Raw genomic sequence first — 21,263 nt, 5'->3', positions numbered from 1 at the left:
AGTGTGTTAAGTTTGAAAGGACCGCACAGGTGTGGTATAAGTTAGGAAAAGGCTGGGGTGAGGCTGAAGTGAGACAGGGGATCTTCCTGGTGGTGGGGCTTTTCCTTTTGGTATGGGGGTGTTCCACCCCTGCACAAACTCCAGTTACCTTGGAAGTAGACGGCAAAATTTACTCCTTTTCTGCCCGGGGCACTAACGTTAGAGAAGTATTGGCCGAGGCTGGAGTTAAACTTGGCCCCTACGATAAAGTTGAGCCAGACCTGTGGGTTGAGGTTGGCCCAGGCACTCATATCCGGGTGATTAGAGTTGAATACAAACTGGAAAGCATCCGGCGCCCGATACCCTTTGAATCCCGCGTTATCCGCAGTGAAGCTTTAACTCCGGGTGAGAGAAAGCTGGTGCAACCAGGGATCAGTGGAGAAGAAGAAATCATCTACCGGGTAACGCTTGAAAATGGAGTGGAAAAAGCTAGGGATATAGCTTCCACTAGAGTTATAACCCCAGCTCAAGATGAAGTGATAGTCGTCGGGGTGGAAAAGCTCCTCTCCTCAGTGCCTGTAAGTGGCACCATAGCATATATATCTGGTGGGAATGCCTGGCTCATGAGATTTTCCAGCAATTCCCGACGCCCCATTACTACCTGGGGAGACCTGGACGGGAGGGTTTTTGAGCTTTCGCCCGACGGCAAGTATTTGCTTTTCACTCGGCGGGAAGAGGGCAATAAGCTGAATTCCTTGTGGGTTGTCACTGCTACCATAGCAGGCGAAGAACCAAGACCTCTTGGACTGGAAGGAATTCTGTATGCTGAATGGGAACCAGCAACAGGCGCAAATGGAATTTATCGTTTTGCTTATTCTACGGGGGAAAAAACCGCTGGCTCCCCAGGCTGGAAAGCCCACAACAACCTGTGGATCGCCACTTGGCGACCCTTTGAATCCATAAAGGCTACTCCCGTAATTACAGCCTGGGAGAGCATTCCGTATGGATGGTGGGGGGTAAACTTCCGGTGGATACCGGGCAAAAACCTTTTCGCCTGGGCTACAGCGGAAAGCATTGGGGTGCTGGATGGTGAAAAGGGTGTTATAACCCCCTTGATTTCCTTTGCACCTTACTACACTTACGGAGAATGGGTTTGGGTCCCAACCCTATCCCCTTCCCCCGAAGGAGATTTCATCGTAACAGTAGTGCATGGTCCTCCTGTAAGCGGGGAGCAGCCTCAAGAAAGCCCCCTCTTCGATGTCTGGGTGCTAAGCCTGGATGGGCAAATTAAAATACGCTGGGCTGAAAATACAGGGATGTGGTCCAGCCCTCATTGGTCACCTTCATACGCCGGAAAGGACTTTATTCTCTACGGTCAGGCAAATGAGCCCTTTTATTCCAGGTCCTCCCTTTACAAGCTTTACCTGGCTGACCGCGACGGTTCAAACCGTCGGGTTGTTTTTCCTCCGCCTCTTGAGCCCGGCCTTCAGGACCCTTCTCAGGTAGCCTGGTCCCCTTATAGTCCCCAATTCGTGGCAAGTTATCAGGGCAATCTTTACCTGGTGGACGTGGGAAAAAGGCAGTTTTTCCAGCTCACCGGCGACGGCAACAGCTTCAATCCCCGCTGGGCAAAGTAGGCTTATTCTTCCCAGCCCATTTTCCGGTAGAGAAGGGCAAAATGGTGGACAGGGCCATGGCCTTTTCCTAGGCTCAACCTGGCTCCGGCCTTAAGGGCTTCCGTTAAATATTCTTTGGCCAGCCGAACTGCCTCCGGAACATCGGCACCGCGAGCGAGCCAGGCTGCAATAGCCGAGGCGAAAGTGCAGCCTGTACCATGAGTGTTACGGGTGTTGATATGGGGTGCAGTGAATTCCCACCAATCCTTGCCATTGTAAAGGACATCAACGCTTATATCCCCTTCCAGGTGGCCACCCTTCACTACCACCCATGCTGGTCCCATTTCATGGATAGCTATAGCCGCCCGTCGCATATCTTCAAGAGTTCTTACCGGAAAACCCACCAGGGCTTCAGCCTCCGGGAGGTTAGGGGTAACCACCATGGCAAGCGGCAGTAGCTCTTTAACAAGGGCTTCCTGAGCTTCAGGCCTGAGAAGGGGATCCCCGCTTTTAGCCCGCATTACGGGGTCTACTACCAAGTTGGGCAAACGGTACTCCTTAACCTTCTCAGCAACCACGTGGATTATATCAGAATTAGCAAGCATTCCTGTCTTTACGGCGTCAACCCCGATGTCCGTGACTACTGAATCTATTTGTTGGGCTACAAAAGAGGGTGGAAGCTCAAAGACAGCCTGAACTCCCAGGGTGTTCTGAGCAGTAAGAGCTGTAAGGACGCTCATCCCGTAGACACCCAGCGCTGAAAAAGTTTTAAGGTCAGCCTGGATGCCAGCCCCTCCTCCAGAATCAGAGCCTGCGATAGTCAGAGCCCTCTTCATTTTTCGCCCTCCTTTTCTTCTCTAGTTTCAAGGCGTTTGGAAAGCTCTCTGAGCCTTTTATCCACCAGGTAATTCACAGTGTTTTCTTCAAAAGTCCCGTCCTCTCGCCTCTCTCCGGCCTTCACTCCTGTAAGGATCTCAATTCCTTCATCCACTGTCTCAATGGCCCAGATGTGGAATTTGCCCTCTTTGACCGCTTCTATTACCTCCTCTTTAAGCATCAAATTGCTGACGTTGGCCTTGGGTATTACAACCCCTTGCTGACCGTTCAAGCCTTTCGCTTTGCAAACCTCGAAAAAACCCTCTATCTTTTCGTTAACCCCACCTATAGCCTGAATCTCGCCTTTCTGATTAAGAGAACCGGTTACAGCTATTCCCTGCTTAATGGGCAGCCCCGAGAGAGCTGAAAGGAGGGCAAAAACCTCGGCTGCGGAAGCGCTATCCCCTTCAACCCCTTCATAACTCTGCTCAAAAACCAGCCGAGCTGCCAGAGTAAGGGGCTTATCCTGAGCGTACTTGTTCAATAAATAGCCTGTCAGAATCAAAACCCCTTTGGTGTGAATGGGACCTCCGAGTTTGGTTTCTCTTTCGATGTCCACAATCCCTTCTTTTCCGACCCCGATAGAAGCTGTTATTCGGGTTGGCCTTCCGAAGGCGAAATCTCCGAGGTTAACCACTGATAGGCCATTCACCTGCCCAACCTTTTCCCCTTCGGTGTCAATTAGAATCACCCCCTTCTCAATCATTTCCTGTATTCGCTCCTGTATAAGGTTGGAACGATACACCCTTTCATCCAGAGCCTTCTGGACATGCTCGGCCTTAACAAAAGAGGAGCTGTCTTTTTCGGCCCAAAAGTGCGCTTCCCGAATTATATCGGCAATCTCTGCGAAACGAGTGGACAGTTTATCCTGATCCCCAGCCAACCTTGAACCGAATTCCACAATCTTGGCCATACCCGAGGCGTCAAAGGGAAGAAGATTTTCCCTCTGGACCACCCCGCAGATAAAGGAGCAATAAGCCCGGATGTTATTGCCATCGCGGTCCATTCTGGTATCAAAGTCCGCTTTAACCTTAAAAAGCTCCTTAAACTGCTCATCCAGACTGTAAAGCAAATAGTAAAGGTAAGGAGTACCGATAAGGACCACTTTTACATCCAGCGGGATAGGTTCAGGCTGAAGGCCCCGGGTGGTTATAAAGCCCAATTTCTCCCCCACCTCTTCCACTATGACTTTGCCATTGGCCAGAGCGAGCTTGAGGCCTTCCCAGGCGAAAGGATTGCGGAGGAGATCCTCCGCCTGGATTACAAGATAACCCCCGTTAGCTTTATGCAAAGCACCAGCTTTTATGAGGGTGAAATCGGTCATAAGAGCACCGAAGACGGCTTCCTTCTCAATTCGCCCTATAAGGTTAGTGTACGTGGGGTTCAGTTCCGTGACCACCGGAGCTCCCTTGAGTTCGCTGTTATCCACTAAGACGTTAACCTCATAACGGCGCCATATCCTTTCCCTCACTTCAGGCGGAACCTTTTCCTGAGGCTGGCGGAATTGTTCAATGTTTTCGTGAATATCGTTCCGGACTTCTTCCAGATATTCTCTCACGCCTGGATAATCCTGGTAGGTTTCAAGCAGTTCCTCCAGGTAGCGGCTGATAATGTTTCCTACTACGGACTTATCCAGCTCTTTAAGGCGGTCCTGAAACTCTCTCTCCATGCGCCGCAGCTCTCGGAAAGCCTCTCTCAGCTCTGCCTCTACAGCGCTTTTTCTCTGAACAATCTGAAATTTTTCCTCTTCGGGCAGGCTTTCAAAAGCTTCCTGGCTGAGGGGCTGCCCTTCTTTGGTGGGTATTATGAAAATCCCGGCTGGAGAAGATTGGAGTAGAAAGCCCTGCTCACGGGCTTTACGGCCCAGAAGGTTAAAGAGTTCCTGGCGGCGAGTGTTAAATTCAACTTCCAGAGCCTCGCGGCGGGCTGCGTAATCCTCACTTTCAAAGGCTGTGGGAATTTCACGGCGCGCAGCTTCAATAAATTCCCGAACCTGCCTTTTGAAAAGCTGACCCTTCCCCGGTGGAAGACGCAAGGCGCGCGGCCTGTAAGGGTCTTTGAAGTTGTAAACATAGCACCAATCGGGCGGGACTGGCTTTTGAGCTGCCAGCTTTTCCAGAAAACTCAGAACAGCCGTCATACGTCCTGTGCCAGGTAGCCCCGCCACGAAGATATTAAACCCCCTCTTATCCATTTCCAAGCCAAAATTGAGAGCCCTGACCGCCCTTTCCTGACCAATTATCTCTGCAGGTGGCTCTAATTCTAAAGAAGTAGCGCAAGGGATGGCCTCAATGGGGCAAATTTTACGGAGCTTCTCTGGTCCAAGCTTCTCCATCGTTTCCAAACCTCCCTGGAAATTTTCAATTTTATTATGGCGCACTTTAAACTGCAGCGCAAACAAAGCTCTTGCGCCAGGATTATAGCTTGACTTTGCCTTCAACTTAGAAGGCATCCATAACCTGGAGAACGCCAGGGTGGCTATATAACCCCCTCAAAACCAAATAGAGCCTATCCCGCTCACTCTTCAACCCTTGCCTCTTGCCCAGAACATTGGATATTTACCAACCGCCGGATGGCTTTCAGGCTGAGTTTGTCCAGGCACTCTAAAGATATGGGTAAAGTTAAGCCAAACTTGCCCTTTCAGAGAAACTCAGCTAAACTTAAACCAACATGGCAGGAGGACCGAAATGGTTGAAGTAGCCATAGAACAGAGAATCGCCAGAGTTGAAGGAAGAATTGAGGAACAATCGAGGCTTTTTGAAGCTATAAATTTAAGACTTTCTTTACTGGACGATAAGATTGACCGCCACTGGCAAAGTCTGGATTCCAAAATCGACACGACAAGGCATGAGCTTAATACCACCAGGCAAGACCTTGAAGGCAAAATGGAAAACCTCAGGGGGGAGCTTGCAGCCACTAGACATGATCTTGAAGGCAAGATAGAAGACCTCAGGAAAGAGCTCGCGGCCACCAGGCAGGACCTTGAAGGCAAAATAGAAAACATGAGGAGAGAACTTGAGGCCAGGATAGAGGCTATAAGGCGCGAATTTTCCACTAAATTTCTCTGGCTTATAGGCCTTCAAGTAACTACTTGGATAACCGTTATCGTTGCAATTTTATTCCGTTAAGCAGTTTGTCTACCTTGAAAGGATGATTCCGTCAAAGCTCTGGCTAACTGAGCGGCTACTTTAGCGTTGTTCAGAAGCAAAGCTTTGTTAGCCTCAAGAGTTTTACCCTCACTCAATTCTGCCAGACGCTGAAGGAGAAATGGGGTTAAACTTTTGCCTTTTATCCCCCTTTCCTCCGCTTCTCTTTGAGCTTTTTCCACTATTTCCTCAAGTTCCCGCCTATCAATTTCTTTATCCCGAGGGACTGGAACTGCCACTATGGCTCCACACTCGGGGCGCAGAGCCCAGTGAGCTCTGAGGAATCTGGCTGCTTCCTCCACCGATGAAGCCGAGTACTCCAGTGGAAGGCCTGAGATAGAGGTGTAGAAAGCAGGGAATTCCTGTGTCCCAAAACCTATGACCGGCACGCCCCACGTTTCCAACCACTCCAGTGTTGCTTCCAGATCCAGAATAGATTTAGCTCCAGAGCAGACTATCGCTACAGGGGTTTCAGCTACGGTAGGTAAATCGGCTGATATGTCAAAGGCTGAGCCTCTGTGAACACCACCAAGACCTCCAGTAGCCACGATCCTGACGCCTATTTTCCCTGCTACAAAAACCGTTCCCGATACAGTGGTTGCCCCATTGCCTCCTGAAGCGACCACAAAAGGTATCTCCCGCCTTGATACTTTACGAATTCCTTCCGCCCTCGCTAAGAACTCTATCTCTTCCCTGCTCAGCCCTGCTTTGATCTTTCCTCCTATAACCGCTACCGTTAGAGGTATGGCTCCCTCTTCGTGGATAGCCCTCTCCATCCCCAGAGCCACTTCAAGGTTATGAGGGTATGGGAGGCCAAAGGTTATTACCACCGACTCCAAAGCCACCTTGGGAAGGGGACTTGAGACTGCTTCTGGAGGGATTGCGATTTCAAATGATAAGGCCTTCATAAACTTTCTCCAGGGAGATATCAGGACAAACGGTCTCTTCACAGCGTAGGGTGAGGGTAGCAGCAGCTACTCCTATACGTATAGCTTCATCGACCGAAAAATCATTGAGCAGCCCGAAAACCGTCCCTGCTGTCAGAGCATCTCCTGCTCCGGTGAAATCCACCACCTCTACTCTAATTGCAGGCACGTGGCCGCTTGTGGAAGGAGTGGAATAACAAACACCCATTTCCGCCATGGTTATGACGGCAATTTTAACCCCTTTTGACACCAATTCCTTGGCGGCTAAGATGGCACTATCCCTATCATAAACCCTTTTGCCCGAAAGGATTTCTGCCTCGGCCTCGTTAGGGGTCAGAAGGTAGAAATCCTTTAAGAAGGGGATGAGCTTTTCCGCCAGATCCGAAGAGGTAGGATCAGCGCAAAGGGGGATAGAGTGCTTTGATGTTATGGAAACTATGGTTTCTATGCTTTCAGGGGGAATGTTGGCGTCGATTATTACCATGCTGGCTTTGCTTATTATCCGGCGGTTCTTCTGAATATACTGAGGAGTCAAGTGTTGCATTATTTTCATATCGTAAACCGAAGCCAATGGAGATCCGCTCTGGTCCAAAATGGCAAGATAAGAAGCAGTGCGTTCACCTTTAATCACTTCTATGCGGGAAACATCAATTCCACTTTCCTTTGCCTGCTCTAAAATCTGTTTGCCAGCGGGGTCATTCCCGACCACGGTGAGGAGAGTGGAATGAACTCCCAGACGAGCGAGGTTTTCGGCTATGTTTCTGGCTACCCCACCAGGGCTTATTTTGACTTTCCCAGGGACAGCCATACCATAAACCGGGATGGAACTGGCCATCCCTTTAGTATCTAAAGCCGCTGCCCCTATGACTACTACTTCCGGATTTTCCTTCATGGTTTATTTATAAACGAACATAAGCCGAGGGAACGGCGTTACAGGCAAGAGGTTCCGGATTTCGTATAAAAGGCTTTCAATAAAGCTTGGCGCGATCCTGTATCGGATAATCCGCGGCTCCCCTTCAATACCTCCTAATTCCCCAGCCAGCCTCAGGGCATCGTCAAAGCTTCCCAGTTTATCCACAAGGCCGAATTTTAAGGCATCTTCCCCCAGGATAAGCCTGCCGTCAGCAATGGGCTTTAATTTTTCCTCAGGAAGGCCTCGTTCCCTGACTATCACCTCCAAAAACATCTCGTGCACTCTATTCACAAGCTCCTGCCAGTAAGCTTTTTCTTCTTCCGTGAGGCTCCGGTAAAAGTTACCTACGTCTTTGTGGGGTCCGCTTTTTATTACTACTACTTCCAGGCCAAGTCTTTCCATAAACTTTTGGGCGTTGGGCATCTCTACAATAACCCCTATGGAACCAGTGAGGGTCGCCGGATGGGCTACTATCTTATCGGCTCCACAGGCGATGTAATAAGCACCCGAAGCAGCTATATCTCCAAGATAAGCCACTGTGGGTTTCTTTAAGGCCTTCAAAGCCCTATAAACTTCATCGCTGGCCACTGCATCCCCACCAGGGCTATTAACATAAAGCAAGATAGCAGCTACCCGAGGGTTCTCATCAGCTGAGCGCAGGGTTTCCACCAGAGTGCGGCTGGCAATGACGAAAGGGGAACTATAGGAATCAGTAGTTACCACCCCTTTCACTTCTATTAATGCCACCCCCTCAGGACCAAGAAATGTTAAAGCTTGGGGGGATCCTCTCGTTCGGCCGAAGGCCAGAAGGCTTCCTCCGCAGCACAGGATTGCCAGAACCGAAAGACCCAGTAAAAGGGTAATCCATAAAATTTTTGTGCGCTTCATTAAAAATTCTCCCGGGCTAAACTTACTCTACTGTGGTCCCCCAGCATCATCCGGTAAGCTTTGGGTTTAGCGTTGGAAGCTTTTATCTCCACATACCTTCCTATAAGGCTGTCTTCCAGCCGGAACGGTATATCTTCTATCCTTGTGCCTTCCATAACTATACAGTGTTCAATTTCGCAGTTCCGGATCAAACAATCGTGGTAGATGGAGGTATAGGGGCCGATGTAAGCGTTTTCAATGCGGGTGTTCTTGCCTATGGCTACAGGCCCCCTTATGTTGCTGTTTATAATCTCAGCTCCCACCTCAATTACCACCCTCCCTGTAACCGATGAATCGCCTTTTATTTCTCCTTCTATGGAGGAATTTATTTCGTCCAGGAGAAGCCGGTTGGCCTCCAGAAGGTCCTCCATTTTACCGGTGTCTATCCACCAGCCTTTGTGGATGTAGGGGTAAACTTTGTAACCTTTGTCTATAAGGTATTGAATTGCATCTGTTATTTCCAGTTCCCCTCGCCAGGAGGGCTTTATTGCTTCTACCGCTTCAAAGATGTGATGGTCAAACATGTAAATGCCTACAAGAGCGAGGTTAGAGGGAGGGGATTTGGGTTTTTCCACCAGCTTTACCACCCTTCCGTCCTTGAGCTCAGCCACTCCGAATTGGGAGGGATTTTCCACCTCCTTTAGCACTATCTGAGCATTCCAGTAGCCCTGGCTGAATTCTTCCACTAAGTGCTTTATCCCCCCCTGAATAACGTTATCCCCCAGGAACATGACGAAAGGGCTGTCGCCCAGGTAATTTTTGGAAATTTTGACAGCATGAGCAAGACCCAGAGGAGCTTCCTGCTTTATGTAAGTGATGCTGGCGTTCCAGGCTGAACCATCTCCCACAGCTTTCATTACCTCTTCAGCTGTATCTCCTACCACTATGCCTATGTCTTTGATGCCGGCTGCTGTTATAGTATCCAACACCCGAAATAGAACAGGACGATTAGCCACCGGCACCAGCTGTTTGGCACTGGTGTAAGTTATGGGCCGGAGCCTTGTGCCTTTGCCTCCGCTCAGGACAAGTGCTTTCATGGTTTTTATCCTCCGATCTTCTGCATTCTGCGCTGCCAGCGGGTCTTTTTGAGGCGCTTTTTGTACTTATGCCGTGCTATCTTGCGCCGGCGCCACTTCAGAACGGATCCCATGTCCTTTTTCACCTCCTTTCCAGATCATATTTTAATCTCTTCGTCCTCAAGGATGGCTTTCGGGTTGAAGAAAAACATTTCCATAGCCTTTTCCTGCCCCAGGACGCAGGAAACCTCCTCAAAAGCTTCGCGCATGGTAGGTTTTCGCCATCTGGGCGAGTGCGCATCGGTAGCTATTATATGAGCCATTCCTTCCTGCAGAAAAAAACGCGAAGTTTCCTTTGCCCTGCCTCCCAATTCTCCTGTTATACTGCTGGAAGTAAGCTGGACAAGCACGCCCATTTTTACCAGAGGCTTAAGAAGCTCAGGGCGGCTCTGGAAATACGCGTAACGCTCAGGATGCGCAAGGATAGGTCTGTAACCACGCTCCAGCAGTTTGAAAAGTGCATATTCCGAATATACCGGGTAAAAGGCGTAGGGCAGTTCCACCAGAATGTAACGGCTTCCGTTTAAGGTGAACGCTTTTCCTTCTTCGAGAAGGAGCAAAACTTCAGGCACCAGCAATACCTCTATACCCGGGAAAATCTGGAGCGCCACGCCTTCCTTTAAGAGTTTACCCTTTAATTCCTCCACCAGCAAGAGGATCTGGTTGCGGTTTAATTCCTGCCCAAATCCAATGTTATGGGGGGTAGCTACCACCGCCGCAATTCCGTCTTCCTGGGCTGCCTTTGCCATCTGGATGGCTTCCTCCCAGTCTTCAGGTCCATCGTCAATTCCAGGTAATATGTGGATGTGTATATCCACAAAGCCCTTAACTTCATGAGCCATAGTATCTCTGAAGCCTCATGTCCACCGGGGCATCAGTAAGGACACTTCCCAGAAGGCGGGCATTGACCTTTTCCAGAAGCTCCTTAGCCCTTACAGCCATTTCCCTTCTGGTGTGACCAGCCCTTATTACCAAAATCACCCCATCGGACTTTGAAGCCAAGATAAGGGCATCAGTGACGGAAATCACGGGAGGGGCATCTAAGAGAAGCATGTCAGCTTCGGCGGACAAGCGCTTGAGGATTTCTTCCATCCTGCGGGAAGCTAAAACCTCAGCGGGGTTCGGGGGAAGGGGACCGCTGGGGAGGAGCAACAAATTTTCAACACCCGTGGCCAGAAGGGGAGGGTTTTTCATAGCTTCTTCATCCACGATCATCGTGGTAAGGCCAACGTTTCCCGGAAGCCCAAAAAGTTCGTGAAGGTAAGGGCGGCGAAGGTCACAATCAGCCAGAATAACCTTTTTACCGGCCTGAGCTATGACCACCCCCAAATTGGCTAAAACAGTGCTTTTCCCTTCCTCAGCACCGGGAGAGGTTACAAGGAGTATGCGGAGGGGCCTATCAAGCCCGGAAAATTCCAGATTGGTCCTTAAAATACGGTAAGCTTCTGCTATGGGCGAACGCGGGTGGTGGATTGTAATAAGATCTGGCGAAATGTTTCCCTTCATTTTCTCTCCTTTTCACCTTCTTAGCTTTATCCTTGGGGAGGCAAGCCTGGTTTCCGAAGAATAAGTAGGAATCGCACCCAGCACTGGCAAGCCAAGGCGTCTTTCCACATCTTCTCCCGCCCAGAGGATATCGGCCTCAAGCCATTCCAGGAAGAAAATGATAATTACCCCCAGCAGAGCACCGAAAACCGCTCCCGCCAGGACATTCATTTTAGTTTGTGGTCTATAGAGGGTATAGCGGGCATTGTTAAGGATAAAGGCTTCAACCCGATCCTGCTTATCCTGACGCTGATTCCATTCGGTCTGGTCTTCCACAAAGATTTCAGCCATGGTCTGAGCTATGCGCTGGGCAAGGGGGCCATCGTAATCCCTAACTTCCAGCCTGAGGGTGAAATCAGTTTCATCGGCTTTTGTGGCGACTTTGCTTAAAAGCTGCTGGGGGGTAAGGTCAAGCTGGAGCCTTTCTATAGTCCGCTGGGCTGTCTTTTCGTTAGCGATGAAATTACGGAAGCTCGGTAGAAGGGTTTTGGCGGCATTAGCTAAACCCCAGTCAGCCCTTGCAGCTCGGAACTGAATCGTGATGTAGCCTTTGTATTCGGGAATTTGCCATTTACTGAAAAGGAAAGCGCTCAATGAGGTGAGAAACATAAGGACCAGTATTATCCACCCCCGCCTTCTGAGAACTCTCAGATAGTCCCTGAGCTCCATACCCTTCCTCCGGCCCTGACTTTTACAGGGATTATTATAGCACAAGGGGACATAAAAGGGCAAAAGGGCGTGTCCCATCATGTAAAATGTTGCCATGCTTTACCCGAGAGCAGGATGGATGCGGCCCCACCTGTGGCCCCAGCATACTGGCCATCGTCGCCCAGACCTTGCAGATGGCAAGTCACCTGGCCCGGCAAAAAGTTAACCCCAACAAGCGATTTGCCCCGGAGACAAATCACATCCCCTCCCCCGCCTTCCCATAGAATGCTAAACCCTGGCAGCGAGATAAGCCGATGTTTCGCCATCCGTAATGCCTCCGCACTTTATCAACGCCCACATGATTATCTTCACGGCAGTTGATGCGCAGCCTGTTGGAATACGAACGCCTGGACACCTGAACCAGAGCTGTAAACGAGTTCGACTTTATTTCAATAAAAGCAAATGGGCAGGGCAAACGTCAGCATGAGAAAGAGGCTTTGGAGATGGAGAAAATCACCCATGCGCTGAGCAAGAGGACCACTTGCAATGGGCGAACGGGCTCCATTTCCTGACTCGCACTTATCGCCCAGGTAGCGTTAACGGGACAAAGTTGCTCCGGACCTTCCGGATTTAAGCACCTCTCACTTTCCTGACGGGCTGTGAAAAACTCGGCCAGCGGTATTTGGCCTCTGCTGGGGTGGAGCATTTAAACGATAACCCATGAGACCAAGGGCTGTAGAGGCTGGAGAAAAGGCTTTGCACATCCCTTGCTTTAATGGCCAAAAGCATGGAAAAATTTCCCGGCTCTGAGCAGGCGGTGAGCCTGCTTTGGCAATTCTGGGACTTTATATGGAGAAAGCCTCCTCGGCATACTGACGATGAACGCGTCGTGCTGTTACTGCCTTTCATGCTGGGCAGGGCAAGTGCAGATTTTAGATATAAACGTTAGGTTGCTCCCCGGATCCTTTTGGGGTAAAATTTAAACCAAAAATTTGGAGGTGCAGTTATTCCATCGGCGGATGCTCTTATTCTATTCATACTGGTTTTAGCCCGGGTAAGGATTGATACCCTCGCTCAACTCGTTCTGCCCCAGCGCCATCAGGATGTAGCTTCCTTACCCCTTACCAGCTTGATTTTGAGTCCCAAGGCTCAGGAATTACTTAAAGATTGGCTTACTGACCCTCTATCTCTTCTGCTTATTTCCACAACCTTCGGCCTTGTGGCTCTTTATTTGCTGATGGACATAGTAAAGCCACAGCTTTACAGCCTCAAACTTGGCATAATTTTTGGGATAATTTTCTCCACCGTCATAGCGGAGTCTGTGCTTTTTATAATGCTGAGGCATCAGGCAGGACCAGCCTCATACACTCACGACGGCGGAGTTATCCAGACAGAAGAGGCTATCAAGTTATTACAAGCAGGAAAAAATCCCTATGTTGAAGACTACACTGACACCCCGATGGCCGAATGGGGATTGGATTATAAAACAGCCCTTTATCACTACCCCTATTTACCTTGGACCTTCCTTTTCCCCTGGCCCTTTTACCGAATCTTCGAAGCTTCTCTGGGATGGTATGACCAGCGGTTCGTCTACCTTGTGCTTTTTGTTCTGACCCTGATTATGGTTTCCTTCTTTGTTCCCAAACCTGAAAATAGGTTAAAATTAGTGGCAGTTCTGGGCCTTAACCCGATCATGGGAAGTGACGTAATCTTCGGACAAAATGATTCCTTTGTCCTATTCTGGTTGGTGTTGAGCTTGTGGTTTCTGGTCAAGGTTAAGACCAAGGTAGGAGAGATTGCTTCAGCTGTTTTCCTTGCTTTAGCCTGTGCCTCTAAGCCTACTGCGTGGTTTTTTGTTCCGTTCTACTTCTTCTATCTTTGGAGGGAAAAAGGTGAAACCCGTGCCCTTCTTTACCCGATTGTAGCCTTCGCCTTAGCATTTTTGGTTATCGTAACACCATTTTTCCTCTGGGATCCTGAGGCCATGGTGGATGATGTATGGAGATGGGCAGCCGGAACCGCTAAAATCTCCTACCAGATCAGAGGCTGGGGTATAGCTAATTTTATCCTTGCCCTTGGGCTTGTGGAATCCCGCCTCAGTTACTTCCCTTTCTGGATTTTGGAGATAACATTTACCCTCCCGGTAGCTATTGCTTTAGGGCTTCGCTTATACCGATATCCATCTCTCAGGGTCGCTCTCTGGGCCTACGGCCTCACCCTCTTTATCTTTTTCTACTTCTCCCGTTTCCTGAACGAAAATTATCTGGGATACATCCTTGCTGTTCTGGCCCTTGGCTACTGGCTTAACGATCCTTCCCTAACAAAAATCACCGCGAGGGAATCCTCGTAAACTTTGCGCCACCCCTTTTGTAATTCAAGGCAGCGGACAAGGGGAACTTCTCTTTCAACGATTACAATCTTCACTTTATACCTCTCTAAAATTCGTCCCCATCCCTCCTCTGCTCTGGCCACTCGGAGGAAGTCCCTCAAAATCTCTTCACCATAAAGGTCAGTTCTTCCGTCTACGAACACCTTACAATAAGGGTAAAGGTGCCAAATAAGATAACCGCCCCAATTGTAACTGTTAAAAAGATTACCCGTAAGCCCTTCTTTTAGGCTAAATTCTACCGCGTTCCTCGGTAAGCTGCTTTGCTCCTGTGCTTGTATGGATTGCTCCTTCAAAACATGGTACGCCCTAAAGCTTGCCACCGCTAAAGCTAAGATCAGGATTAACGTGTTCAAGTAGCTGCGCTTGCTGGAAGGGCGAAGGAAATCAAAGCGCTGGAGGGCAACTTCCCCATAGCGCATGAGAGTCAACCCGGCCAACAAAGAGTAGAAAGCTATGTTGCGAACAGCTAAAAGATAAAGGTAAAAGAATCCTAAAAGAGGCAATAGGTCTGCCCATTTAACCGAGGTCTTGGAAAAAGCCAGGATCAGCATAATAGCAATCGTGAGCCATATGCCCGGGTGGTTAGCCAGGATGTGGAAGTCAGGAGAGGCCCATTCTTGAATGTAGGCTTGCAGGGTTCTAATCCTCAAAGTCTTAACAGGGTAAAGCAGAAGCTCAAAACCCCAGGGGTTAAAACAAATGGCCAAAAGCGTTAGAGGTAGGATTAAAGCCAAAAGTTTAGCTTTCCTTCTGGCCTCTGGATCTTTGTAAAGCAAAGAATCTCCCAAGTTTCCTACCAAAGAAAGGAGCATTACCGCTAAACCTGCTATGTATCCTCCGTGCAAGTTAGCCCAAAGCATAAAGACAAAAGGCAGAAGGATGACATCGGTTCTCCCCCTTAACCTCTCAAGGCGGTTTATAATGAAAGCAAATGCCAGGAAAGAAAAAAGATGCGGGCGGGGTGTCCAAACCACGGAGGAGGCCAGGGCAGCCACAAGCAAAGAGAAACCTTTCACATAAGGGTTGCCTTGACTGGAATAAATAATGGCAAAAGATAAAGTAACAATAAAAGCTGTCGCTAGAGCTATTGCTTGAAGCCCCCCAATTCGGTAAAGGCCGTAAAAGAAATGCTGAGAAAGCCAGCTGTGGTTAAGCCAGGGAGTTCCCTCAACGGTGTGGGAGAAAAAATCAAAATTCAACGGTCTTAAAGCTGGGGAATAACGGCCCGCTGCCAGGTGCCACCACATGTCAGTGTCAACAGGAGCTCGCAAGGCCATAAGGAATATGGATAGAAATAGAAGCAACACAAATAAACTGGAAGTCTTTAAACGCCCCATCGCCAACACCTTAACGCTGAATTGCCCCCATAATTATAACGGAGTCTGAACTCTAAACCTAATAAACTCCCAAATTTTGACTTAATGGCCCTTGGGTGATATAAAGCTTTCAGAGCTCTCAAAAGAGGGAGAACTTTGAACTGCACGGCTGCGAAACCGCTTTTAAAAAGGATGATTTCAATCCCCGGAAAACCTGAACGGTTTGTACAATGGGTGCCTTTTATTTTGTTTCTCCTATGGAGCTGGCGAGTGCAAAATATCTTTACCCATTTACCAGCTTACGAAGACGTGCTGGAAGTGTTATGGGGAATTCGGTGGTATCATGAAACTATTTTTGTGCGCCATATCCCTCCCTGGTTCACCCCTTTTGTTTTCCACCCCCTTGGATGGCATACAACTACATTGGCCCATACACCTTTCCTTTTCATCCTGGCATTGCCCCTGTATGAGCTCGGCGGGGAAGCTTTTGCCTACAATATTTTAGCCATGATATCTCTTGCTTTCTCCTTTTCGGGAGCGTTACGTTTCGCACGGCTTTTTACACCCAAATTTCCCGCTCTTATAATTGCCATAGTTTTCACCTTTTCAAGCATGCACTTTTCCCGGGTTAAAGGCCACATGCACATGCTATGGGGCTTTAGTTTGTTGCCGTGGCTCGCATTGGCTATAGAAAAGCTGAAACGTGTCTCCTCGCCTCAGGCGGAAAGAACTTTAACCATTATAATTGGCTTAATATGGGGGTTAATGGTCAACTTCGTCCTCTACGGCATATTCATGGGGGCGATGGTTTTTGCCCTGTGGGGATCTCAGATTTTCCAGTTAAAAAGGCTTAAACAGGCCTTTATTACAGCCATTATAGCATGCCTGGTGGCCTCACCTGTGCTCGTGCTTCAAATAATTGGCCGCTGGCAAGATAACACCCTGTTTTTTGGCTTAGATCACAATGTGTACTGGGGAGCAAGCCTGAACAGTCTATTCATTCCTTCTGCTTACCACCCTTTACCTTTAATTCAAAAGTTTGCGCGTTCCCTCTACCGTGGCCCATACAGCGAGACCGAAACCCCAAGCCTAGGCCTAATCACATTCATTTTAGCCTTAGCTGGTATAGTTGTCCTTTTGAGAAATAAAACCCTTCCCGGAAGCCCCTTAACCTTAGCTGTAGTCGGCTTAATTTTAGGCCTTGGTCCGTTGCTTAAATGGGATGGAGAAGTTATTCAGGCTTCCTTTTTCCGGCCCTTAAACACTTTAATATGGCGCCTGGGACATGTGCTGAAACCCGGAATATTCAGGAGCTCTCAGCCCGATTTGCCCTTTGACTCAGGATTCCCCTTGCCCGGTTTTCTACTAACAGCATTAGTTCCCTTTTGGGAGGTCGGCCGCGTTGCGTCCCGTTACACTTTTGTCGGGGGTTTAGGGGTTATAACCTTAGCTGGATTAGCTCTAAGAAGCTTTCCTAAGGGGCTTCGCTACGTTATTGCAATCCTGTGGTTAATAGAGACACTCCCTTATCCGACCAGCGAATTGCCCCTTCATTTCAACCTTCATCCTGCTTATGTTTGGATAACTGGACAAACTTTGGAACCAGGAGAGGGCATCGCTGACCTTGCTTTTCCTACCCTTACCCTCAGACCAGAGAACTTGTGGGCAACCCTATTGCATCAAAAACCAACAGCTTCTGGCTTAGGCTCCTCTTTACCCGAACATTTCTTCGCATTATGGGCACATCTCTTGCAAAATGAGGACGCTCTGGCCAGGCCTGATATAGGCCTCTTGCTCCAACAGTATCGTATTAGATATCTCCTCGTGCATTTTGTGCATGGTGGTAAAGAAGAGGCTATGTGGAGATTAATTAACACAAACCCGGTGTTTATACCCATAGGTTGTTTTGCCCCCGTCGAGGAAATTTCACCCTGGTCTTACAAAATTTGCGTGGCTAAAGTTAAAGACATGGAAGATCCAATGAATCTGGTCAGGTTAGATGGGTGGTCCGGAAAAGAAGAATGGGGAATTTGGGCTGAAGGGCTATTATCTAAAGCTCAGTGGCTTGCCCCAAAGCGAGAAGACTATGTATTAAAGCTGAAGGCTTTTCCTTTCTGCGTTCCGGAAAAACAACAAACAATGGCGATAAGAATAAATGGGCAAGAAATTGCCCTGCACAAATGGGAGGATTGCAAGCTTTGGGAGGGCACAATCTTGCTTCCTCGTTCCAAAATTAGGCGTGGGTGGAATGAATTGACCTTTGAATATGCTTATGCGTTAAAACCCTCTGAAATCGCCGAAATGAAGGGCGGTGATGAACGAGCCCTATCTGTTGGATTCTTAGAAGCGAGGGTCTACCAATGGGAAGGCAGAAAAAACGAGCCGTAATTAGTGTGATGTTATTTCTTTTCACCCTCTATCTCTGGAGCTACAAAGGCACTTCCCACTCACCTGATGAGTGGCTATTCATTGACAAAATGAGCCAGGCCTTGCGCTCGGGTTTTCATACCCTTGAATCTGGCCACCTGCAATATATAGGTCTGTATGCTTTAGGAGTTCCCTTACTGGTCGTAAGCCAACTTGTAGAAACTTTTGGAACTTATCAAATCTTGCTCTTTCTGAACGCTTTTGCAACCGCTGTTACTGGTGGAATAATTGTGCTTTTGCTTTTAGAGTTGGGTTACGGTATTGGGACTGCTACAGCTGTGGCCATCGCTTATGGAGTTGGGACTCTCGCCTGGCCTTACAGCGGCTATTTGTTGAGGGAACCCCTTGCGGCCATGGGGCTTACTCTGGCAGCCTTCATGCTCTTGAGGTATCAGGAAAAAGGCGGTTTCAAAAGATTGCTCGGGTGGTTTTTAGTATTTACCTGGGTAGCCATTACAAAACGAACCACTTCCTTTCTCATTTTTCCCTTCAGCCTGTATTTAATGTGGATCTTCTACATACGGAAGGAGCCTGCAGCTTTTTGGAATAGATGGTTTTCCATGGGGTTTAAATCAAAGGCCTTGATACTGCTTTGCCTCATTCTGTCCGCAATTGTCCTCTTTCACTTTCTAGTTAAAAATTACGTGCCTTTTCCTCAAAGGCTCAGCGAAGCTTTCCCCGATCTTCACAATTTAGCTGGGCTGCTGGTCAGCCCAGGATGGGGGCTTTTGATATTCTGTCCCATACTATGGTTAACCCTCCCTGGCTTACCGGGATTCCTTTACAGGAAGTTCGGAAGAGGTCTCTTTTTAGCGAGTCTTGGGCTAATTTATCTGTTCGCTTCCACACGTGCGCATTTCTGGTGGGGTTTCTGGGGCTGGGGCCCGAGGCAAGTGAACCCCGTTTTACCATTCTTATCGCTCCCTTTGGCTGAAACTTTAGAAACTTTCTGGAATAAAAAGCTCTTCCGCATAATTTTCGGTGTGCTCCTGTTATTGAGCACGATGTTTGCAGCTATGCAAAGTATAATGGCTTATCCTTTCTATGAGGAAGTTTTCAAAGCCGGCATAACCCTTAAGGAATTCACATGGAACTTGCGCACCTCCCCACCGTTAAATCACTGGCGCTTATTAAACATAACCAAAGCCGAAGTAGTCTGGGCATCTTCCACTGGCATGCATTGGGGTTTATTCATCTTTCTATCAAGCTTATTAATTTTAGCCACATTATCTCTCAAAAATGCAACAAATATTTCGCACAAAATGGGTTTTAACGCAAAAATTTTAGCCCTTCTACTCTTAATTTCAGTCGCTTTGATTTTAAAACTTTCGTATCTGGATGAAGAATTTGGGAGTAAAAGCGGTTTTGTAGAGGCTTACAGGCTTCTGCGGCAAGAGCGAAGCCCGGATAGCAAACTTATAATCTACATGTGGGGTGAACCGCCCTGGGCTTATATTCCTCGTGTAGCGATGCTCAATTATTGTAAGGGCCTCTGCCCCCATCATATTGTTGTAATAAAAGAGCAATTCATAGATGGCCGGCCTAAATGGAGAGAACAATTGTGGCAATTGATAAGCGATGCTGAGGATGTGTGGGTTGTTATGCAGGGCCTTGCTGAAACTTCTTCCGAGCGATGGGTTGAGTTTGCATTGGCTGAGCATCTTTATCTCGCTGAAAACAAGTGGACTGGGCCCTCTGTTAGGCTGGTGAGGTTCAAAAAGGGAGGCAAGAACGTAATAGCCTCAGGGGAATTAAAAGAAAACGCAGAGATATCAGGTTACGTTGTAAAAACTCATGGCTCAGTATTAGAACCCTCGGATTTTCTCTATGTTGACTTGAAATGGAGATTGCCTTTAGTCACTTTATGGGACTGGAAAACATCCCTCCAGCTGCTGGACGAAGCAGGCCGGGTGGCGTCCCAAATCGATTATCCTGTCTCTTTCTTGATGAAACCTGAGGAGGCAGAAAAGGAAGGATGGTTTACCGCAAGATATGCCTTAAGATTGCCTCAAATGCCAGGCGAGTATGAATTAATTTTAGTGCTATACAGCGACCAAGGCCGTTTCGTTTTCGAAAATGGTTTGGATCATGCGAAATTAGCGAAGGTGAAGATTTTATGGGCAAATCTTGTCACCATCACAACAGTTTTAGCGAAATAAACGAGAAAAAGGCTATCGTTTGCTGGATATTGCGTTAATAATCGCTATAACAGCCGTCGGAGTTTTTTTTCAGGCTTTGGAAAATCAGCCCAGTGCCTCCTGGCCTGAACAGCGCCGAGGCAGAGTGGGTTTATATTACCCTCCGCATCCTTGAAGGATATGTGTTCCAAATTTCAGAGCTTGGCACTTTTTTCCTATTTAGCAGCCCTACCAACGTTAATTACGGGGCAATCGGCTACTGCGCTATGTGTAGAGCAGCGCTTGGTGGAATATTGAATGGCTTTTGCGGCTTCAGGGCTTTACGCAATAACCTTCGCTTGTGGGCATGTTAATCGTCTGGCTTTTCCTCCTAACCCCTTGCCTTTGGTCCAAGCTTTTACCTGGTACATGCTTTGGCGTGGGCTAAATAGGAAGGAAAATTGGGCTTTTGCCTGTGGAGGGATTGCTTTAGGTCTAAGCTTTTATTGCTATCAGGCTTCTTTTGCTCTGATATTTGCAGGAATCATTTTCTGGACGGTCTGGATAAAAAGAGCTTTCAAGGAAGCGGCGCTTTTCTGGACAGGCTTCTGGATATCTTCTTTGCCCTTTTTAATGACCTTTCTCAAGTCGCCTCATTACGTTAATCAATTTATTTTTAACCCTCAGGTTCATCAGGGAAAGCTTATTCCGCTCCTCGTCAGGCAGATTTCAGAACATGTGGCCCTTTTTGGTTTCACAGGTGACGGAACATGGCGACACAATCTTGCGGGGAGGCCCCTTTTTAGCCTTTTAATAGCCGCGTTTTTTTGGGCAGGCATAGTGATTGCTGTTCTGCGGGTTCGTTTGAACTCGTATTTCTTTGCCTTACTGAATTTTGCAATAATGCTCCTCCCCGACGTATTAGCTCGTGCCGATACAGGGCCCCATTTCCTGCACCTTGCAGGAGCTTTTGTTCCTGCATGTTTTATGTCAGGGGAAGCGAGACCATGTCCTTTGAGGAGATATTTGTGAGGACGGCGCACTTGCTTAAAGATTATTTTCCTCAACTTTCCTCGTAAGCCAAGTGGACACTACCCCAGGTTATGGCAAATATCCAACAACCAGCTGGATTCCAAGCGAATGTATATGCGCTGTTTATGAGTTGCCTATCCCAGCGGAAGGATCAGAGGGCAATTATGTCCTTTCCATCGGAGCCTACGATCCCATCACTGAGGGGCGTTTGCTCCTTCGAGACGAGTTAGGCAATATTCTAGGTACGAGCCTTAAAATTGCGGAATTTGAACTCTTCCCCTGAGTATTTCCAGCCTCAATTTGCCCCACGCGGTAGGTGTGATATAATCT

19 protein-coding genes are annotated in these 21,263 nt (G+C 48.3%); 7 read left to right on the top strand and 12 right to left on the bottom strand.

What is annotated here, in order from left to right; all coding sequences use genetic code 11:
- The first annotated feature begins 68 nt into the window (after positions 1–68).
- Positions 69–1,616, top strand: coding sequence for a G5 domain-containing protein (locus tag NZ653_01385; protein ID MCS7285782.1), 1,548 nt, complete (start codon positions 69–71; stop codon positions 1,614–1,616).
- A gap of 2 nt (positions 1,617–1,618) precedes the next feature.
- Here the strand turns inward: NZ653_01385 and thiD are convergent, their stop codons facing one another.
- Complete coding sequence (gene thiD / locus NZ653_01380) at positions 1,619–2,431, bottom strand: bifunctional hydroxymethylpyrimidine kinase/phosphomethylpyrimidine kinase (protein ID MCS7285781.1); 813 nt, start codon at positions 2,429–2,431, stop codon at positions 1,619–1,621.
- Positions 2,428–4,806 carry an AAA family ATPase gene (locus NZ653_01375; GenBank protein MCS7285780.1) on the bottom strand — a complete coding sequence of 793 codons (2,379 nt, stop codon included), beginning with the start codon at positions 4,804–4,806 and terminating at the stop codon, positions 2,428–2,430. Before NZ653_01375 ends, thiD begins: the two co-directional genes overlap by 4 nt.
- A gap of 352 nt (positions 4,807–5,158) precedes the next feature.
- On the opposite strand from NZ653_01375, the gene NZ653_01370 reads away from it, so the two are divergent.
- Entirely contained in the window at positions 5,159–5,599 is a 441-nt protein-coding gene (locus NZ653_01370) for a hypothetical protein (protein ID MCS7285779.1), read from the top strand.
- Here NZ653_01370 and NZ653_01365 read toward each other — a convergent pair.
- From NZ653_01365 to NZ653_01330, 8 genes are read right to left on the bottom strand one after another with little or no spacing between them, the layout of a single operon-like run.
- A complete protein-coding gene (locus NZ653_01365) occupies positions 5,596–6,525 on the bottom strand; it encodes a pseudouridine-5'-phosphate glycosidase (GenBank protein MCS7285778.1) in 930 nt (309 codons plus the stop codon). The genes NZ653_01370 and NZ653_01365 overlap by 4 nt on opposite strands.
- On the bottom strand, positions 6,506–7,435 hold the full coding sequence (locus NZ653_01360) for a carbohydrate kinase family protein (GenBank protein ID MCS7285777.1): 930 nt from the start codon (positions 7,433–7,435) through the stop codon (positions 6,506–6,508). Before NZ653_01360 ends, NZ653_01365 begins: the two co-directional genes overlap by 20 nt.
- A gap of 3 nt (positions 7,436–7,438) precedes the next feature.
- Positions 7,439–8,344: a signal peptide peptidase SppA gene (gene sppA / locus NZ653_01355; protein MCS7285776.1), complete on the bottom strand. Its 906-nt coding sequence runs from the start codon at positions 8,342–8,344 to the stop codon at positions 7,439–7,441.
- Positions 8,344–9,420: a glucose-1-phosphate thymidylyltransferase gene (locus NZ653_01350; GenBank protein ID MCS7285775.1), complete on the bottom strand. Its 1,077-nt coding sequence runs from the start codon at positions 9,418–9,420 to the stop codon at positions 8,344–8,346. The genes sppA and NZ653_01350 overlap by 1 nt, the downstream gene beginning before the upstream one ends.
- 5 nt (positions 9,421–9,425) lie before the next feature.
- Complete coding sequence (locus NZ653_01345) at positions 9,426–9,533, bottom strand: AURKAIP1/COX24 domain-containing protein (protein MCS7285774.1); 108 nt, start codon at positions 9,531–9,533, stop codon at positions 9,426–9,428.
- A 24-nt stretch (positions 9,534–9,557) separates the two neighbouring features.
- On the bottom strand, positions 9,558–10,301 hold the full coding sequence (locus NZ653_01340; protein ID MCS7285773.1) for a capsular biosynthesis protein: 744 nt from the start codon (positions 10,299–10,301) through the stop codon (positions 9,558–9,560).
- Positions 10,291–10,965, bottom strand: coding sequence for a CpsD/CapB family tyrosine-protein kinase (locus tag NZ653_01335; protein ID MCS7285772.1), 675 nt, complete (start codon positions 10,963–10,965; stop codon positions 10,291–10,293). Before NZ653_01335 ends, NZ653_01340 begins: the two co-directional genes overlap by 11 nt.
- 12 nt (positions 10,966–10,977) lie before the next feature.
- On the bottom strand, positions 10,978–11,673 hold the full coding sequence (locus NZ653_01330; GenBank protein ID MCS7285771.1) for a hypothetical protein: 696 nt from the start codon (positions 11,671–11,673) through the stop codon (positions 10,978–10,980).
- 86 nt (positions 11,674–11,759) lie between these two features.
- On the opposite strand from NZ653_01330, the gene NZ653_01325 reads away from it, so the two are divergent.
- Positions 11,760–11,936, top strand: a complete 177-nt coding sequence (locus NZ653_01325) for a hypothetical protein (GenBank protein ID MCS7285770.1) — start codon at positions 11,760–11,762, stop codon at positions 11,934–11,936.
- A gap of 194 nt (positions 11,937–12,130) precedes the next feature.
- Here NZ653_01325 and NZ653_01320 read toward each other — a convergent pair whose 3' ends face one another.
- Positions 12,131–12,358 carry a hypothetical protein gene (locus tag NZ653_01320; GenBank protein ID MCS7285769.1) on the bottom strand — a complete coding sequence of 76 codons (228 nt, stop codon included), beginning with the start codon at positions 12,356–12,358 and terminating at the stop codon, positions 12,131–12,133.
- A gap of 429 nt (positions 12,359–12,787) precedes the next feature.
- On the opposite strand from NZ653_01320, the gene NZ653_01315 reads away from it, so the two are divergent.
- The gene (locus tag NZ653_01315) at positions 12,788–14,002 is read left to right on the top strand and encodes a hypothetical protein (GenBank protein ID MCS7285768.1); all 1,215 of its coding nucleotides are present in this window, start codon (positions 12,788–12,790) and stop codon (positions 14,000–14,002) included.
- Here the strand turns inward: NZ653_01315 and NZ653_01310 are convergent.
- Positions 13,948–15,378, bottom strand: coding sequence for a hypothetical protein (locus NZ653_01310; GenBank protein ID MCS7285767.1), 1,431 nt, complete (start codon positions 15,376–15,378; stop codon positions 13,948–13,950). The two genes, NZ653_01315 and NZ653_01310, sit on opposite strands and share 55 nt — an antisense overlap.
- Before the next feature lie 213 nt (positions 15,379–15,591).
- On the opposite strand from NZ653_01310, the gene NZ653_01305 reads away from it, so the two are divergent.
- From NZ653_01305 to NZ653_01295, 3 genes are all read left to right on the top strand, one after another.
- Positions 15,592–17,745 (top strand): hypothetical protein, encoded by a 2,154-nt coding sequence (locus tag NZ653_01305; protein MCS7285766.1) that lies wholly within the window; start codon positions 15,592–15,594, stop codon positions 17,743–17,745.
- Between the two features lie 392 nt (positions 17,746–18,137).
- Positions 18,138–19,943: a hypothetical protein gene (locus NZ653_01300; GenBank protein MCS7285765.1), complete on the top strand. Its 1,806-nt coding sequence runs from the start codon at positions 18,138–18,140 to the stop codon at positions 19,941–19,943.
- 276 nt (positions 19,944–20,219) lie between these two features.
- On the top strand, positions 20,220–20,933 hold the full coding sequence (locus NZ653_01295; protein ID MCS7285764.1) for a hypothetical protein: 714 nt from the start codon (positions 20,220–20,222) through the stop codon (positions 20,931–20,933).
- Positions 20,934–21,263: the final 330 nt, after the last annotated feature.

The sequence above is a fragment of the Anaerolineae bacterium genome (assembly GCA_025062375.1).
GTDB lineage: Bacteria > Chloroflexota > Anaerolineae > SpSt-600 > SpSt-600 > SpSt-600.
Note: the sequence above shows the minus strand (reverse complement) of the source record. Positions and strands in the feature narration are given on the sequence as shown.

Bases quoted from the DNA above. Each gene is read 5' to 3' on its own strand.
- NZ653_01345 (MCS7285774.1), bottom strand. From the start codon at position 9,533: ATGGGATCCGTTCTGAAGTGGCGCCGGCGCAAGATAGCACGGCATAAG.
- NZ653_01295 (MCS7285764.1), top strand. From the start codon at position 20,220: ATGGCTTTTGCGGCTTCAGGGCTTTACGCAATAACCTTCGCTTGTGGG.
- NZ653_01335 (MCS7285772.1), bottom strand. From the start codon at position 10,965: ATGAAGGGAAACATTTCGCCAGATCTTATTACAATCCACCACCCGCGT.
- NZ653_01370 (MCS7285779.1), top strand. From the start codon at position 5,159: ATGGTTGAAGTAGCCATAGAACAGAGAATCGCCAGAGTTGAAGGAAGA.
- NZ653_01365 (MCS7285778.1), bottom strand. From the start codon at position 6,525: ATGAAGGCCTTATCATTTGAAATCGCAATCCCTCCAGAAGCAGTCTCA.
- NZ653_01330 (MCS7285771.1), bottom strand. From the start codon at position 11,673: ATGGAGCTCAGGGACTATCTGAGAGTTCTCAGAAGGCGGGGGTGGATA.
- NZ653_01340 (MCS7285773.1), bottom strand. From the start codon at position 10,301: ATGGCTCATGAAGTTAAGGGCTTTGTGGATATACACATCCACATATTA.
- NZ653_01320 (MCS7285769.1), bottom strand. From the start codon at position 12,358: ATGCTCCACCCCAGCAGAGGCCAAATACCGCTGGCCGAGTTTTTCACA.
- NZ653_01300 (MCS7285765.1), top strand. From the start codon at position 18,138: ATGGGGCTTACTCTGGCAGCCTTCATGCTCTTGAGGTATCAGGAAAAA.
- NZ653_01325 (MCS7285770.1), top strand. From the start codon at position 11,760: ATGTTGCCATGCTTTACCCGAGAGCAGGATGGATGCGGCCCCACCTGT.
- sppA (MCS7285776.1), bottom strand. From the start codon at position 8,344: ATGAAGCGCACAAAAATTTTATGGATTACCCTTTTACTGGGTCTTTCG.
- NZ653_01375 (MCS7285780.1), bottom strand. From the start codon at position 4,806: ATGGAGAAGCTTGGACCAGAGAAGCTCCGTAAAATTTGCCCCATTGAG.
- NZ653_01360 (MCS7285777.1), bottom strand. From the start codon at position 7,435: ATGAAGGAAAATCCGGAAGTAGTAGTCATAGGGGCAGCGGCTTTAGAT.
- thiD (MCS7285781.1), bottom strand. From the start codon at position 2,431: ATGAAGAGGGCTCTGACTATCGCAGGCTCTGATTCTGGAGGAGGGGCT.
- NZ653_01350 (MCS7285775.1), bottom strand. From the start codon at position 9,420: ATGAAAGCACTTGTCCTGAGCGGAGGCAAAGGCACAAGGCTCCGGCCC.
- NZ653_01310 (MCS7285767.1), bottom strand. From the start codon at position 15,378: ATGGGGCGTTTAAAGACTTCCAGTTTATTTGTGTTGCTTCTATTTCTA.